Raw genomic sequence first — 15,496 nt, forward strand, 5'->3', positions numbered from 1 at the left:
TAGTTAAGGTCTTGCACTGTTAATAATATTTGGTTATTTTTTGAGTTATTTGATTTTATCAACAGTTAAATAAAATACGAAAATATTTTGTTAATAGATGTTATTTTAAATAACTTTGTTATAAATATGTTTATGTCCATAAGTAGAGTGAATACAAGAAGCTATTTTAATTTCATATAGTTATATCAATTAATAGTTTGTCAAATTACCTCATACCGATTAAAATAATCTTTACATTTAAATTCACAATAAAAATTAGAGATTTTGATTTATGCCTATATTTTATATTCTTATCGGAGTAGTGGTTTTACTCGCCTTAGTCACCGTTTATAAAACCATTACTATTGTTCCTCAAGGTTTTCAATACACTATCGAACGTTTTGGTAAATACACCCACACCCTTGAACCTGGTTTAAATATTATTGTTCCTTTTATGGATGGCGTGGGTCGTAAAATTAATATGATGGAACAAGTACTTGATATTCCATCGCAAGAGGTCATCTCTAAGGATAATGCCAATGTGCAAATTGATGCGGTTTGCTTTATTCAAGTACAAGAAGCAGCAAGAGCCGCTTATCAAGTTAATCAACTTGAACGTGCCGTCATTAACCTAATGATGACAAACATTCGTACCGTACTTGGTAGTATGGAGCTTGATGAGATGTTATCACAACGTGATCATATCAACTCTAAACTGCTTGGTATTGTTGATGATGCAACTAGCCCATGGGGAATTAAAATTACCCGTATCGAAATTCGTGACGTTCGCCCACCAGCAGAACTTATCGCTGCCATGAATGCGCAAATGAAAGCCGAACGTAACAAACGTGCGGAAATTCTTGAAGCTGAAGGTATCCGTCAAGCTGCTATTTTACGTTCTGAAGGTGAAAAACAATCAGAAATTTTAAAAGCAGAAGGTGAAAAACAAGCTGCATTTTTACAAGCGGAAGCGCGTGAACGTGCTGCCGAAGCGGAAGCGAAAGCAACCCAAATGGTTTCTGAAGCGATTGCCGCCGGTAATATTAATGCGATCAACTACTTTGTTGCGCAAAAATATACTGAAGCATTACAACAGATCGGCGCATCAGAAAACAGTAAAGTTGTGATGATGCCTCTTGATGCTTCTAGTCTTATGGGTAGCATTGGCGGTATTGCTGAATTAATTAAAAATTCTAAGTAATTTGTTTATGTGAAGTAGATCTTGCTAACTACTCTTTGATTAGTTAGCAAGATATTGCAAATATATTTTAATGAATAATAGGTAACAACCAATGACTGATTTTTTAACGGTTATTTATGACTATCCTCACTGGGTTTTTATTGCTTTAGGCGGTATTTTACTGATTATTGAATTATTAGGAACTGCTGGATATGGGCTTTGGAGTGGAATTGCAGCCATCGTTGTTGGTTTGATTGCTTGGGTGATACCTTTATCTTGGCCAATTTTATGGATTTTGTTCTCTATTTTTACGCTAATATCCGCTTATCTTTGGTGGTTATGGTTGAAAAAAAGAGGTCAAGATAGAGCAAGTAAGATAGCCATTAATCAACCTCAACAAGAATTAATCGGAACTAAAACCTTCGTTACCGATGCCATTATTAATGGTTCTGGACGCGTAAAAATCAAAGACGGAACATGGTCAGCAAAATGTAATCAAGATCTAGAAGTAGGTCAACCCGTTGAAGTTGTGGCAGTCGATGGCATAATACTAACAGTAACCCCTCTCAATAAATAAATGAATCCATAATTAAATACGAGTCAATGACTCGTATTTTTTTGCATTATAAAATTTAATCCATTATATAAATCGATTACTAGACTCTTTTTATAACAAATTATGTTTGATTCTTATCAGTATAAAATCCTTTTGCTTAATTAAGCATTAATAGAAAATTCAAAATGCTTATAACAGTCATTATTCGATTATTAAAAAACTATTGTAAAATCAATCTATAACAATGCATACACTAATTCGATGGATTAGGATTAGGATTAATACCAATCACTTGCCAATTGTGATTTGATTCATCGGTAATCTTGCCTTTCTTCACATCAGTAATATATTTAATGGTCATATTACGAATGGTACCTTCTTCATCACCTAAAGCGGTACGAGAATTCCAAATTGGTTCGACTCTGCGCCCTTCTAATGGACCGCCTTTTTTCACCAACATTTCATAACGATAAGCATTCATACCTAGTTTGAGTTTCATATTATCAGTAATAACTTTACCATTTAATAGGGTTAGATTTTTGATTCGATTTCCTACTGGCTCACTTAAATCAATAATATATTTAACACCACCAAACATATCATAAGTCATATATTTAGATGCACTACGAACAGGATCATATTGATAATTTTTATCAGTTGGTTGTACTTGCGCAAAATATGCCGCTGACCATTCCATATAATCTTTAAGATCCTTGCCGGTTACCTCAAAAATAGAGGTTTCACCGGCTGTATATTGATAATTGTTAGCAATATCTTTGCGAGCAATTGGTCCTTTATTTAATATCGCTTTTTTATTATCGACTAAAACAGCAGTCACATCCGCACCGCTATAATAAATTTGTACAGAATTAAGTAAATTAGTTAAACCACTTTCTTGCAAATAAACCGCAGGTATACCATGTATTATCTCCTGCGGTACCAGATCTTGATCTGTTTCACCAATAACTTGATTTGAAATTTCTCTTAATTGTTGATGATAAGGCGAATAAATTTTTTCGATTTCAGGATCAGCTGGATAAGCTTTTACTGGCAATGTTTGCGATTTTTTCGCTACTAATGTTTTTTTATTGCCATCCATATCAAATTTAAGATCAACCACCGATACTACCGTACCATAGCGATGAGGCTCAGTAATAACAACATTATTAATAACTTTTTCACTAATATTTTGATGATTATGCCCGGCAATAATTACATCGAGTTCAGGTAACTGCTCAGCCACATCGGCAACGCCAGTACCAGGTTTATTGTTTTCATTATCTAACCCCATGTGGGTAACTAAAACAATGGCATCAACTGATTGTTGTTTGAGATTGGCAATTTGCTTTTTTATTTCCGGTATTGGCATAGTAAATTCCATTTGATTTACGTAGCCTGTTTTATTCTCATATTCTGGAACAAAAGGTGTAGTTGCCCCAATAAAGCCAATCTTAACACCTTCTTTTTCAATAATGGTGGTGGCGGGTAAATAAGGTTTACCGGAATCTTTATAATAAATATTAGCCGCTAAAGATTGACCTTTAAATTGAGAAATTACTTTATCGACAATCGGCATACCGAAATTAAATTCATGATTACCAAGTACCATAATGTCATAATGCATAGCATTTAATGCGGCAATCGCGGGATGATCTTTCACATTATAAAATCGTTCAATTTGATTATCTTGAATAATATCGCCAGCATCAACCATAATGACATTAGCATGCTGAGAACGATACTCCTTTAAAAATGAAGATATCTGCGCGTAAGACCCAGAAGAGTCTGCTTTATCTGTTCCATAATCCCATGGTAACATTCGACCATGCACATCTGATGTGGCTAAAATAGAGACAGCAATTTCTTTTGCATCACTCTGAAAAACACAACCTAATAACAATAAACCACTTAATAAAGCACGGTTTTTACTAATTAACATCCTTATATCCTTTCACTATTATGAAAAATTAACATCCTAATTAATCTAAATCATTTTGATAAAAACAGTTTATTATTCTAAATTATTATTTTTCAATTAAAAACTTTTATTAAAATACTAGATAGTTAATCAGGGATAAAAAAGACCCAACTATAATTACTTTTGTTGGGCAAAATATAAGGAATTAGGAAGTTTTTGTTATAAATTGCAGAATGTTATTTTCATTTAACATTCTGCTTATTATGATTAATGTGACATGGTTGTTTTAACGCCGCCTTCAGGAATAGGTACATAAGCGGTTTCTTTATCGGTTCTTTGTTTATTATTACGCACTTTAAGTGCTGTTTTAATACCAAAGAAGATAATGCTATACACAACCACTAAGAACAAGATACTTAAACCAGCGTTAGTGTAATTATTAATAACAATGTGGTGCATATTATCTATCTGTTTTGCAGTTAGTTCGCTACCTTCGGCAATTCGACGATTATACTCATTAGCCAAATAGAAGAACCCTTCTAGATTTGGATCATTGCTGAAAAGTTTAAGTGCTAATGCCCAAGTAGTACAAATCAATAACCAGACTGCCGGTATAACGGTTACCCAAATATATTGAGCTCGTTTCATCTTAATTAATACCACAGTTGCTAATACTAACGCTACAGCTGCTAACATTTGGTTGGAAATACCAAATAATGGCCATAAGCTCTTAACACCACCTAATGGGTCTACCACACCTTGATAAAGTAGATATCCCCATAAACCAACACATCCTAAAGTACCAATAAAGCCGGCAACAAGTGAATCGGTTTTTTTCAAGAATGGTACAAAGTTGCCTAATAAATCTTGCAACATGAAACGTCCAGAACGGGTTCCGGCATCAAGTGCAGTTAAAATAAATAGAGCTTCAAATAAGATACCAAAGTGATACCAAAAGCCCATATTTGCCCCAGGAAGAATTTGATGGAACACATGTGCAATACCAACAGCTAAGGTTGGTGCGCCACCGGCACGATTTAATACTGATGGTTCGCCAATATCTTTGGCGGTTTGTAAAATTTGCTCTGGTGAAATGACAAATCCCCACGAACTCACTGTTGCAGCCGCATGAGCTGTCACATCTTGTAGTTGGGTCATAATCATTGCGGCATCGTCAGTACCTAATTTATGTAAATCAGGCATGGTAATTCCTAACGCCGCCGGTGGTGTATTCATGGCAAAATATAAACCTGGCTCAATAATAGATGCCGCAACTAACGCCATTATAGCCACGAAAGATTCCATTAACATGGCACCATAACCGATAAAACGCGCATCGGTTTCATTAGCAAGTAATTTTGGCGTGGTACCTGATGAAATCAAGGCATGGAAACCAGAAACCGCGCCACAAGCAATAGTAATAAATAAGAATGGGAATAAAGCCCCTTTCCAAACAGGACCTGTGCCATCAACATATTTTGTTACATCTGGCATTTTTAGGTCAGGATTTAAAATAACAATACCGATAGCTAAACCAACGATTACCCCAATTTTTAGGAAAGTGGCTAGATAATCGCGTGGGGCGAGAATTAACCATACTGGCAACATCGCAGAAACTAACGCATAACCAACTAAAGTGAAAGTAATAGTGGTTGCTTTGAAAGTTAATGCTGGTCCCCAATATGGGTCATGAGCAATAACACCACCAAACCAGATAGATAAAACTAGTAATACAATCCCAATTATTGAAACTTCTAAAACACGGCCTGGTCTTAAGTATCGCATATAAATACCCATAAATAAGGCGATTGGCACGGTCGAACAGACTGTAAATACACCCCATGGGCTTTCAGCTAATGCTTTAACAACAATCAAAGCTAATACAGCTAAAATAATCAACATGATTAAGAAACAACCAAACAACGCAATTGTTCCCGGAATTGGCCCCATTTCTTCTTTAATCATTTCACCTAAAGATGAACCATTGCGGCGTGATGATAAAAAGAGCACCATAAAATCTTGTACTGCTCCAGCTAATACCACACCGGCTAATAACCAAAGTGTGCCGGGCAAATAACCTACTTGGGCGGCAAGTACTGGACCAACAAGCGGTCCTGCTCCCGCTATTGCGGCAAAATGGTGTCCAAATAATACATATTTATTGGTTGGCACAAAATTTAAACCATCATTGTTAATCACAGCTGGCGTCGCTCGTGTTGGATCTAACTGCATTACTTTATTGGCGATATACAAACTATAATATCGATAAGCAACTAGATAGACAGACACCGCAGCGGCAATAATCCACAATGCACTAATGTGTTCACCTCGGCGTAGTGCTATGACTGCTAAACAGCATGCACCAACGATGGCCAAAATGACCCAAGGTATATGCTTAAGTATTCTATTATTCATAATAATTCTCTTTATCGCTTTAACATTAATATCATCTTTCTACTTTCCTATCTTTTTAACTTGGTTATTGAGTTACAAAGATAGAAAAAATTGATAGATCTTAACTGCAAATTGTTTTTGAATTTGGTTGTCTTTAATCATGAGATAAAGCTAACTTTATGCTCAAGGGTATAGTAATTTTTTAGTTAATTTAATGATATGTGAAATTTGGTTATAGGTTCAAACTACTATATGAGCGGTTAAAAATGGCGGGTGAACGGTATCGATGAAAAAGTATTCAATAAAATAGTTATAGCCCTAATATCTCTTTAAGCGATTTTAAATAGCGACGACTTACAGGAACAGCTACATCATTATTTAAAATAATATCAACACTACCTGCTTCATTAAAACGAATCTCTTTTAACTTTTTTAAATTGACTAAATATTGTCGATGACAACGAATAAGGGAGGTTTTATCTTCTAATGTCTTTAACGTCAGTTCTGTGAAATATTCACTGTTATCTTGATTAAAAACATAAATACCACTAACTTTAGATGAAATATAAAAAACATCGTCATTGGAGAGCAAATAAATTCGATTATGACCAATACAAGGTATATATTTCAACTGTTGATCGACACCTGCTAATTGGTTTATATCAGCAGCAGGACATTTTTTATGTAAACGACATAATGTTTTATTTAATCTATCTTGTTCAATCGGTTTTAATAGATAATCAAAAGCTTGTTCTTCAAATGCTTTAACGGCAAATTCACTATAGGCAGTTAAAAATACAATATGTGGCATAGTTTGCGGATCTAGCATTGATAACATTTCAAAACCATTTATTTTCGGCATTTGGATATCTAGAAACACAACATCTGGTGCTAATCGATGAATTTCACGAATAGCATCCATGGCATTATTACACTCTGCGACAATATTAATTTGGTTATCCTTATCTAGCAAACAACGTAAATTTTCGCGAGCGAGTAATTCATCATCAACAATAATCACATTTAACATTAAACCACAACATCCTTAATTAAAGGTAAAGATAACATTACTTTAGTGTATTCATCAGGTTTACAGGTTATCTTTATACCATAGTTTTCGCCATAGCGAATCTTAATTCGCTTATCTACTAAATTAAGACCAAGTCCTTTATTATCTTTTTTATTTTCTCGATAATTACCCGCATTATCAATAACCTCTAAAATTAAAATTTGATCATCTGCATGGGCTCTAATGGTTACCTCGCCTTGACTAATTAATTGTGATGTTCCATGTTTAATGGCATTTTCAACAATTGGTTGTAATGAAAATGCGGGTAATTGCGTATCTTCGAGTTGCTGAGGAATATCAAAATTTATACTTAACTGCTCCATAAAACGCATTTTTTCGATCTGTAGGTAGGCATTGACATGCTCCATTTCATCTTTCAGCGTTACTATTTCGTCGGTACGTTTTAAGTTTTTACGAAAAAAGGTTGATAAGTTTTGCACTAATTGTGATGCTTGTTCTTTATCACGCCTAATGATAGCCAATAAAGTATTTAAAGCATTGAATAAGAAGTGGGGGTTAACTTGGGCATGTAATAGTTTTATTTCAGTTTTCGATAATAACTGTTTGTAGTACTCATTTTGACCCGCAAGTATTTGAGCGGATAGTAAGCTAGCAATGCCTTCACCTAATGTTCTATTGATTGAACTAAATAGCGTATTTTTAGCTTCATAGAGTTTAATAGTGCCAACTACATTATTATTCTCACCGCGCAGCGGAATAACTAAAGTTGCCCCTAAACGACAGTTTTTATTGATTGAACATTGATAAGGTTGATGTATACCGTCAAGATATTTAACATCGTTTTGTTCAATCGCTTCTAAAGTAATATTTGAAGTAATTTTCGTACCTGGTAAGTGATGATCGTCACCAACCCCAATAAAAGCAAGAATTTTTTCCCGATCGGTTATTGATACAGCACCGATATCTAATTCTTGATAAATAATTTCTGCAACTTTAGTACTATTTGTCTGATTAAAGCCTTCGCGCAATAGACCTTCGGTACTCACGGCAATTTTAAGCGCTTTGGCGGAAAAAGCTGAGGTATAGCGTTCAAAAATCGCCCTTCTATCTAATAAAATTCGCATAAACATGGCTGCACCAATACTATTAGCCACAATCATCGGTGCAGCAATACTACCTACTGCATGTAAAACCACATCAAAAGGTCTGGATATTAATAAGACTTGAATCATTTCTAACGATTCGACCAGAACACCTAATACTCCCACTAAGAATGGATTATAGACTAAGTCAATTCTACCTTTTTTCATTAAGGTATAATGGAATAATCCACTAATTAAACCAGTCAAAATAGTTGATATCATACAACTTTCAGCGGTAATACCGCCTAAGGTATAACGATGAATACCACCAGTTAAGCCAACTAAAAGTCCTACTACTGGACCACCTAGCAACCCACCTAAAATGGCTCCAATAGCACGAGTATTGGCAATAGTGTCTTCAATATGTAAACCAAAATAGCTACCCATAATGCAGAATAATGAAAAAATAAGGTAACAGACTAATTTATGAGGTAAATGGATGGTAACTTGCATTAAGGGAATGACAATCGGAGTTTTGCTTAATAGATAAGCAATAACCAAATACACGCACATCTGTTGTAAAAGCTGTAAAACCAGATCAAATTCAAACATAACAATAACCACGACACCAAACCGCCGAGCCAAATCGACGGAGGCTGCTAACTTTAATTATCCAGTAAAATAAATGATTGCTTACTCTTAGTTGTGGAATCTGAGCCGACAAACACATTAAATTTCCCGGGCTCGGCAACATATTGCATTTTATCATTCCAGAATTTTAATTGGTCATATTGAATAACAAATTTCACTTGGCCTTTTTCGTGTGGTTTAAGTGATATTGATTCAAATCCAATTAACTCTTTTACCGGACGACTTACTGATGCGGTAACATCTTGCAAGTATAACTGAACAACTTGTGAACCCGGTTTTTCGCCAATATTTTCGACATTGGCAATAACTTCGATTTCGCCATTTGCTGACATTTCATTTTTGGATAATGAAAAATCTATAGCAAAATCAGTATAACTAAGGCCATAACCAAATGGAAATAATGGCTCATTAGGGCTATCAAAATAAGATGTAGTGTATTTACCCATATTAACGGTACCATGTGGTCGACCGGTTTTTAAATGGCTATAGTAAACTGGGATTTGACCAACATTATCAGGGAAAGACATCGGTAATTTACCTGATGGGTTGTAATCTCCAAATAAAACATCGGCAACGGCATTGCCCCCCTCAGTACCTAGGAACCAAGTTTCTAGCATGGCATCAGCTTGTTGATATTCCTCTTTTACGGTAAGAGGACGGCCATTCATTAGTGCAATAATTAGTGGTTTACCGGTCGCTTTTAATGCCTTAATTAACCGTTTTTGGCTAGCAGGTAAATTCAGATCGGTACGGCTTGATGATTCATGTGCCATGCCTTGAGCTTCACCAACAAATAGGACAACAGCATCCGACTGTTTAGCTTGAGCAACGGCTTCGGCAATCATCTCCTCTGGTGGTCTTTGATCAAATTTGTTCATCTCGCCATATAAATTTAAAAATTTATATAGGTTAGGATCATCCGAGATATTAGCACCCCATGCAGAGCTAACTAATTTGGGATTAGCAACCGCATTTTTAATCCCTTCCAACGGTGTTACCGCTAAATTAGCACGACCAGCACCCGACCAACTGCCCAAGATGTCACGTTTTGAATCAGCTAATGGTCCTATCACGGCAATTTTTTTATTTTTATCTAAAGGCAGAATGTTATTATCATTTTTTAACAATACGATACTACGACGAGCAACATCTCTAGCCTCAACCCGATGTAGGCGATCATTGGCAAACATGGCTTCAATAGCAAAATTAGGATCTAAATTTCGATGCGGATTTTTAAATAATCCCATATCATATTTGAGCTCTAACACATGGCGACAAGCTTGGTTCACCTGCTCCTCTGCAATGGCACCTTCATTAACTAATTCTGGTAAAAACTGTAAAAAATACTCATCGTTCATACTGATATCAATACCCGCTTGGATTGCAAGACGAACGGCATCTTTAGCATCTTTTGCCACACCATGATTAATCAATTCACGAATAGCGCCGTGATCACTCACCACTACGCCATCAAAGTGCCACTGGTTACGCAATACTTCGGTTAATAACCAATGATTAGCCGTAGCTGGAATACCATTAACACTAACAAGCGCAACCATAACTGCTCGGCTACCAGCATCCACCGCGGCTTTGTAAGGTACTAGATACTCTTGGAACATTTTTCGTTCACTCATATCTGTACTGTTATATTCACGACCGGCTTCAACCGCGCCATAAAGCGCAAAATGTTTAACGGTTGTCACTAATGATTTTTTATCCTCTAGTGACTGTTTTTGCATTTTTTCGACAAAAATCCGCCCGGCTTCCGACGCTAAATAAGGATCTTCGCCAAAACCTTCCGATACTCGCCCCCACCGCGGATCGCGGGTAATATCAACCATTGGTGCCCAAGTCACATTAAGTCCATCAGATGTTGCTTCATCAGCTGATACTTCAGCAGTTTTAGCAATAGCATTACGATCCCAAGTGGCAGCAATGCCTAAATTAATCGGGAAGACTGTTCGATGACCGTGAACAATATCAAAGCCAAAATAAACGGGAATTTTGTTGGGCGATTTTAATGCTCTTTCTTGCATCCGCGAGAGATCCGGCTCAACTACAGTATTAAAAATCCCACCGATTTCCCCCGCTTCAATTTGATCGAGAACTTTGTCTAGCGTTAAAGCACCACCCACGCTAATTAGCCTCAGTTGCCCCACTTTTTCTTTAATGGTCATTTTTGACATCAAGTCATCAATAAACACTTTTTTTTCTTCATTATTGGGATTTTGTGCTAATAAAGGATATGAAAAAATAGAAAAAACGAAAAATAAAATTAATTTTTTCATCATAATGAGTAATTTTATAGTTAAGAGGATAGATAACTCGATAGCATAACGTATTTAATTAAAAAAATCCTGTTCTTTAAAAATAACCAGCCGAAATATAAAGTCTAAAGCATTTATTCTTAAAAAAAGATCTGAAAAAAGTACGTTTCTAAAGTTATTTGGTGATTGATTGAGAAGAGAGATAAAAATTGCCGAGCAAAGTTTTTCAAATTTTGTTTTCAACACTTTGTTTTTAACACAATGTTATTAATACAATGTTTTTAACAGAATGTTTTTAACAGAATGTCTTTAATACTATGTCTTTAATACTATGTCTTCAAGACAATATTTTTAAAACCATGTCAGCAATAATAATGAATAGCAAAATAGATTAGTCACGGAAATTAGTAAATTGGAAAGGTTGTCCTAATTCACCATTTTTAACTAATGCCATTGTCGCTTGTAAATCATCACGTGACTTACCAGTGACACGAACCTGCTCGCCTTGTACTTGCGCTTGCACTTTAAGTTTACTATCTTTAATTAGTTTAACTATCTTTTTAGCTAACTCTTTATCGATACCTTGTTTTAGTTTGACAGTAATGCTATAAAATTTTCCGCTATGTTCCATCTCTTCTGGAATCTCTAGCGCACCGCCATCAATACCACGTTTAGCCAGCTTATCGCGTAAAATATCTAATAGCTGTTGGACTTGGAAATCAGATTGGCTAGTTGCCTTGATGGTTTCATTTTTTTCATTGAGTTCAAAAGATGCTTCGACATTTTTAAAATCCCAACGAGTTGCCAATTCACGAGTCGCATTATCGACACCGTTTTTTACTTCTGGCATTTGAATTTCTGACACAATATCAAAAGAAGGCATAAATTTTCCTCTTCTAATCGTTATAAGTATTAATTATTCTAAACAACTCTTTTAGTGGCCGCCACAATATTTACGGCGGCTTTATAATTAAGATTAATCGATAGTACGAAGTAATTCGTTAATGCCAACTTTACCTAAAGTTTTAGCATCTACTTTTTTAACAATTACTGCACAATAGAGACTGTATTTACCATCTTTAGTTGGTAAGTTACCTGACACCACAACCGAACCAGCTGGTACACGACCGTAATGAACTTCGCCGGTTGCCCGATCATAAATTTTGGTACTTTGACCAATAAATACGCCCATTGAGATGACACTGCCTTCTTCGACAATCACACCCTCAACGATTTCACTACGTGCGCCAATAAAACAGTTATCTTCGATAATTGTTGGGTTCGCTTGTAGTGGTTCTAATACACCACCGATACCAACACCGCCAGATAAATGAACATTTTTACCGATTTGCGCACATGAGCCAACAGTTACCCATGTATCAACCATGGTACCTTCATCAACATAAGCACCAATATTCACGTAAGATGGCATTAACACTGTATTACGTGCAACGTAAGCACCTTTACGTGCAATCGCAGATGGAACGACGCGGAAGCCTTCTTGTTGGAAGCGGGCTTGATCATAATCAGCAAATTTTAATGGCACTTTGTCATAATAATTGGTTGCACCGCCATCTATAAGTTGGTTTTCATTAATACGGAAAGAGAGTAACACAGCTTTTTTTAACCATTGATGAGTCACCCAATCGCCATTAATCTTTTCTGCGACACGCATTTTACCGCTGTCTAATAAAGCGATACATTGATTAATTGCATCACGTGTTACTGTATCAACATTTGAAGGTGTAATTTCAGCACGACGTTCAAATGCTGCCTCAATAATAGTTTGTAATTGTTGCATTTCTCGTTTCCTTTAACTTTAAGTCCGTTAGCAAATTTAATTGGGCAAACAGTATAATATAATATGCGGTTATTTTTAAGTGGTTTATCGCATTATTGCAATTTATCAAAAATGATAAATTATTTGGAATAACTTTCACAAAAGCTGAGCAAAATTTAATACGCCTGTATTATCTGAAGATAGAGTTTAATTCTTGTTAAATTTTATAACAAAAAATAATGCAAAACGGTGGATTTTCTTTGCTAGAACTTTTATTGGTGATCTGTATTGCTGCTATTTTAGCTTCAATCGGTATACAGCATTGGAAAGATTTACAACTGCGTAATGAACTCTTCACCACCACTAAACAATTAGCCTATTTTTTGGAAGAAGTTCAAACCAAAGCTTACCATGCCAACGAAAACGTTCACGTCTATTATTTTTTAACACCTTGGTGTTTGAGTATCAGTAAAGGCGAAAAACCAGCCACTTGCCAAGAAGGTACCGCCTATTTTATGAAGCCCAACAATTCCGTTGAATTAAGTGATTTAACTGATAAAAAAGCTATTTCCTTTTGGGGCAGGAAAAATATGGCACAAACAGGTACAATCGAATTATATAACGCCGTTGGTACCACGCAAATTATCATTTCATATCGTGGACGAATTCGATTTTGTAAGAAGAATAGTTATTTGCCTGGACTACCACCATGTTGAAACAAAATGGATTTTCGCTATTTGAAATGTTGTTAAGTATTAGCATTTCTAGCCTCATTTTCATTGGCATCTCGACATTTTACAGTAAGTTACAATTCGTTTTGCTTCAACAAAATCTTAATATTCATCTCCAAAAAAATATTCACCAAGGAGTGGCTAGTTTCGCTAAAGATTTAAAACGTGCGGGATTTATCGCCAATCAACCAGAAAAAATGAAGAAGCTAGCCATTGAAATTAATACTCTCGCTAATTGTTACATTTTCCGCTATGACAGCGAAATTCGTAATGATTGGGTTTATGATCGTCTCAATCCGACTAACTCGGATATCTTCGTCTATCGTTTTTATAAAAATAATTTGGAGTATAAGGTAGGTGCAGCCAGTTGTGAAGGAAGCAATTGGGAAAAAATCTTCGATCCTAACGACATTAAAATAACCCAATTTTCAGTCAAACAACAGAGCAATCATTTTGAGGTAGCTATTAATGCTGAATTGAAAAATAACAATAAAATTAAATATCAAACGGTAACCATTATCAAAAATGAAAATCCATTGTAATCAGACCGGAACATCAAACGCTGGCTTTAGCACACTGTTGATGGTAATTATCTTAACTATTGTCGGGCTACTATTATTAACAGGTTTTCAGACGACGGTTGATTCGTTAAAAAAGAGTTATTTGATTGAAATTCAACACTATCGTCAGTTTAATCAAGCAAGCTCAAGTTTAAATTGGGCAACCCAGCAGATCTGGCAACTTCCGACCGAAGAGTGGCAATGCTTATCTGATGCGCAATATCATTTAACAGCATGTATAAAAAAATCACGATTAAAAGTAGATAACTATACCTTAGTACGCGCCCAAGCTGATGACTATTATCTTTATATGTTAACCCATTTTGAAGATAACCAACTTATTGTTGAAAAGGGACATTGGTTAGATTATTGTCCTGAAAAGAAGATGATTGATTGTGAATAATAGAATGATAAAGCGCAAAAATATCGCTGGTTTTAGTTTAATTGAAGTTATGTTGTCTTGCTTGCTGTTTGCCATCATTATGCTAGGCTTTAGTGGTTATTTAACCGCAATTATTAGTCAACACCACTATTTCCAAAAACAGTTTAAAGCGGAGCAAATTGCCTTTGCTTTACTTGATAGTTATCCTCATACTGTACCGCAAATCATACCGAATAATTGGCAATATCAAGTTTATAGCCAACCTTATGGTAGGTCTTGTCAGATGGTTTTTGTTAGCGTCACCCCTATTCATCACAAAACGATTAAACAACAACGTTTTTTATGTGATTAATATTCATGTCTAAAAATAAATCGCGCTGTTTATTGTCTATTTTTTTATTCTACACTACTGCAATATCCCATCCCGTTTGCGTTAATTCTAATGAAATAAGTTTTACCCCCTTAGGTAAAAAATGACAAACACTAGCTGGCACAAAAGCAATTCCATTTTTGGCGGCAATTAAAGCTAAAAGTGTAGGAAGATCATTAGTTGAACCACTCAGTTTTAGCGTAGCATTCATCTCCTCAAGCAATAATGTTGTTTATTCAGCTAAACAAGGAGCCAAACTTGGATTGATCTGCAATAATGGATGCGTTGCCAGTATCTCGTTAATATTACCCGAACACACTTTCACCTCATTTGGTACAGCCAGCACGATATACTCTTTAAATAAACTAATTGAATGTAATGATTCAGGCACAGGCATACGTACAAAACCGATATCTAATTCACCTTGCATTAACTGATTAATTTGCTCACTAGAAGAAAGTTGTTTGGTCACAATATGACACTCAGGATATTGATCTGAAAAAGTTCGCAGCCACTTGGGAACATGTTGAAAACAAGAGATACCAAAACCAATTGATAGGCTTTCAGTAGTTGTCTTTTTAATATTATTGGCGAATGATAAAAATTTCTGATGCTG

General features: G+C 35.5%; 15 protein-coding genes. 6 read left to right on the forward strand and 9 right to left on the reverse strand.

Translation table 11 applies throughout. The features are described 5' to 3' along the window. Positions 1 to 271: 271 nt before the first annotated feature. Complete coding sequence (locus DKK70_RS11860) at positions 272 to 1,180, forward strand: SPFH domain-containing protein (protein WP_034882720.1); 909 nt, start codon at positions 272 to 274, stop codon at positions 1,178 to 1,180. A 91-nt stretch (positions 1,181 to 1,271) separates the two neighbouring features. Then, positions 1,272 to 1,736, forward strand: a complete 465-nt coding sequence (locus DKK70_RS11865) for an NfeD family protein (protein ID WP_110434204.1) — start codon at positions 1,272 to 1,274, stop codon at positions 1,734 to 1,736. A gap of 232 nt (positions 1,737 to 1,968) precedes the next feature. On the opposite strand, the gene DKK70_RS11870 is transcribed toward DKK70_RS11865, so the two are convergent. The 7 genes from DKK70_RS11870 to dapD form a co-directional block, all read right to left on the reverse strand. After that, complete coding sequence (locus DKK70_RS11870; protein ID WP_110434205.1) at positions 1,969 to 3,654, reverse strand: bifunctional metallophosphatase/5'-nucleotidase; 1,686 nt, start codon at positions 3,652 to 3,654, stop codon at positions 1,969 to 1,971. A 246-nt stretch (positions 3,655 to 3,900) separates the two neighbouring features. Beyond that, positions 3,901 to 6,048 carry a carbon starvation CstA family protein gene (locus tag DKK70_RS11875; protein WP_375334987.1) on the reverse strand — a complete coding sequence of 716 codons (2,148 nt, stop codon included), beginning with the start codon at positions 6,046 to 6,048 and terminating at the stop codon, positions 3,901 to 3,903. 289 nt (positions 6,049 to 6,337) lie between these two features. Beyond that, a complete protein-coding gene (gene btsR, locus DKK70_RS11880) occupies positions 6,338 to 7,057 on the reverse strand; it encodes a two-component system response regulator BtsR (RefSeq protein WP_034882713.1) in 720 nt (239 codons plus the stop codon). Next, positions 7,057 to 8,751: a sensor histidine kinase gene (locus tag DKK70_RS11885; protein WP_110434207.1), complete on the reverse strand. Its 1,695-nt coding sequence runs from the start codon at positions 8,749 to 8,751 to the stop codon at positions 7,057 to 7,059. Before DKK70_RS11885 ends, btsR begins: the two co-directional genes overlap by 1 nt. A 53-nt stretch (positions 8,752 to 8,804) precedes the next feature. Continuing rightward, positions 8,805 to 11,081 (reverse strand): beta-glucosidase BglX, encoded by a 2,277-nt coding sequence (bglX, locus tag DKK70_RS11890; protein ID WP_110434208.1) that lies wholly within the window; start codon positions 11,079 to 11,081, stop codon positions 8,805 to 8,807. Between the two features lie 367 nt (positions 11,082 to 11,448). Continuing rightward, positions 11,449 to 11,940 (reverse strand): YajQ family cyclic di-GMP-binding protein, encoded by a 492-nt coding sequence (locus DKK70_RS11895; RefSeq protein ID WP_034882710.1) that lies wholly within the window; start codon positions 11,938 to 11,940, stop codon positions 11,449 to 11,451. Positions 11,941 to 12,033: 93 nt separating this feature from the next. Then, positions 12,034 to 12,858 (reverse strand): 2,3,4,5-tetrahydropyridine-2,6-dicarboxylate N-succinyltransferase, encoded by an 825-nt coding sequence (gene dapD / locus DKK70_RS11900; protein ID WP_110434209.1) that lies wholly within the window; start codon positions 12,856 to 12,858, stop codon positions 12,034 to 12,036. 218 nt (positions 12,859 to 13,076) lie between these two features. On the opposite strand from dapD, the gene DKK70_RS11905 reads away from it, so the two are divergent. The 4 genes from DKK70_RS11905 to DKK70_RS11920 are packed head-to-tail and all read left to right on the forward strand — an operon-like array spanning position 13,077 to position 14,862. After that, positions 13,077 to 13,553, forward strand: a complete 477-nt coding sequence (locus DKK70_RS11905) for a prepilin-type N-terminal cleavage/methylation domain-containing protein (RefSeq protein WP_110434210.1) — start codon at positions 13,077 to 13,079, stop codon at positions 13,551 to 13,553. Continuing rightward, positions 13,547 to 14,110 carry a prepilin peptidase-dependent protein gene (locus tag DKK70_RS11910; protein WP_110434211.1) on the forward strand — a complete coding sequence of 188 codons (564 nt, stop codon included), beginning with the start codon at positions 13,547 to 13,549 and terminating at the stop codon, positions 14,108 to 14,110. Before DKK70_RS11905 ends, DKK70_RS11910 begins: the two co-directional genes overlap by 7 nt. After that, positions 14,094 to 14,531, forward strand: coding sequence for a DUF2509 family protein (locus tag DKK70_RS11915; RefSeq protein ID WP_110434212.1), 438 nt, complete (start codon positions 14,094 to 14,096; stop codon positions 14,529 to 14,531). The genes DKK70_RS11910 and DKK70_RS11915 overlap by 17 nt, the downstream gene beginning before the upstream one ends. A gap of 4 nt (positions 14,532 to 14,535) precedes the next feature. Next, positions 14,536 to 14,862: a type IV pilus modification PilV family protein gene (locus tag DKK70_RS11920; protein ID WP_146210879.1), complete on the forward strand. Its 327-nt coding sequence runs from the start codon at positions 14,536 to 14,538 to the stop codon at positions 14,860 to 14,862. 49 nt (positions 14,863 to 14,911) lie between these two features. Here the strand turns inward: DKK70_RS11920 and DKK70_RS11925 are convergent, their stop codons facing one another. Then, positions 14,912 to 15,091, reverse strand: coding sequence for a hypothetical protein (locus DKK70_RS11925; RefSeq protein WP_110434214.1), 180 nt, complete (start codon positions 15,089 to 15,091; stop codon positions 14,912 to 14,914). Positions 15,092 to 15,112: 21 nt separating this feature from the next. Beyond that, positions 15,113 to 15,463, reverse strand: coding sequence for a LysR substrate-binding domain-containing protein (locus DKK70_RS11930; RefSeq protein WP_110434215.1), 351 nt, complete (start codon positions 15,461 to 15,463; stop codon positions 15,113 to 15,115). Positions 15,464 to 15,496: the final 33 nt, after the last annotated feature.

Origin of the sequence: Gilliamella apicola (assembly GCF_003202655.1) — a bacterium.
GTDB lineage: Bacteria > Pseudomonadota > Gammaproteobacteria > Enterobacterales > Orbaceae > Gilliamella > Gilliamella apicola_R.

Excerpts from the sequence above, each read along its gene's own strand:
- DKK70_RS11860 (WP_034882720.1), top strand. The coding sequence starts at position 272 with ATGCCTATATTTTATATTCTTATCGGAGTAGTGGTTTTACTCGCCTTA.
- DKK70_RS11865 (WP_110434204.1), top strand. The coding sequence starts at position 1,272 with ATGACTGATTTTTTAACGGTTATTTATGACTATCCTCACTGGGTTTTT.
- DKK70_RS11870 (WP_110434205.1), bottom strand. The coding sequence starts at position 3,654 with ATGTTAATTAGTAAAAACCGTGCTTTATTAAGTGGTTTATTGTTATTA.
- DKK70_RS11875 (WP_375334987.1), bottom strand. The coding sequence starts at position 6,048 with ATGAATAATAGAATACTTAAGCATATACCTTGGGTCATTTTGGCCATC.
- btsR (WP_034882713.1), bottom strand. The coding sequence starts at position 7,057 with ATGTTAAATGTGATTATTGTTGATGATGAATTACTCGCTCGCGAAAAT.
- DKK70_RS11885 (WP_110434207.1), bottom strand. The coding sequence starts at position 8,751 with ATGTTTGAATTTGATCTGGTTTTACAGCTTTTACAACAGATGTGCGTG.
- bglX (WP_110434208.1), bottom strand. The coding sequence starts at position 11,081 with ATGATGAAAAAATTAATTTTATTTTTCGTTTTTTCTATTTTTTCATAT.
- DKK70_RS11895 (WP_034882710.1), bottom strand. The coding sequence starts at position 11,940 with ATGCCTTCTTTTGATATTGTGTCAGAAATTCAAATGCCAGAAGTAAAA.
- dapD (WP_110434209.1), bottom strand. The coding sequence starts at position 12,858 with ATGCAACAATTACAAACTATTATTGAGGCAGCATTTGAACGTCGTGCT.
- DKK70_RS11905 (WP_110434210.1), top strand. The coding sequence starts at position 13,077 with ATGCAAAACGGTGGATTTTCTTTGCTAGAACTTTTATTGGTGATCTGT.
- DKK70_RS11910 (WP_110434211.1), top strand. The coding sequence starts at position 13,547 with ATGTTGAAACAAAATGGATTTTCGCTATTTGAAATGTTGTTAAGTATT.
- DKK70_RS11915 (WP_110434212.1), top strand. The coding sequence starts at position 14,094 with ATGAAAATCCATTGTAATCAGACCGGAACATCAAACGCTGGCTTTAGC.
- DKK70_RS11920 (WP_146210879.1), top strand. The coding sequence starts at position 14,536 with ATGATAAAGCGCAAAAATATCGCTGGTTTTAGTTTAATTGAAGTTATG.
- DKK70_RS11925 (WP_110434214.1), bottom strand. The coding sequence starts at position 15,091 with ATGAATGCTACGCTAAAACTGAGTGGTTCAACTAATGATCTTCCTACA.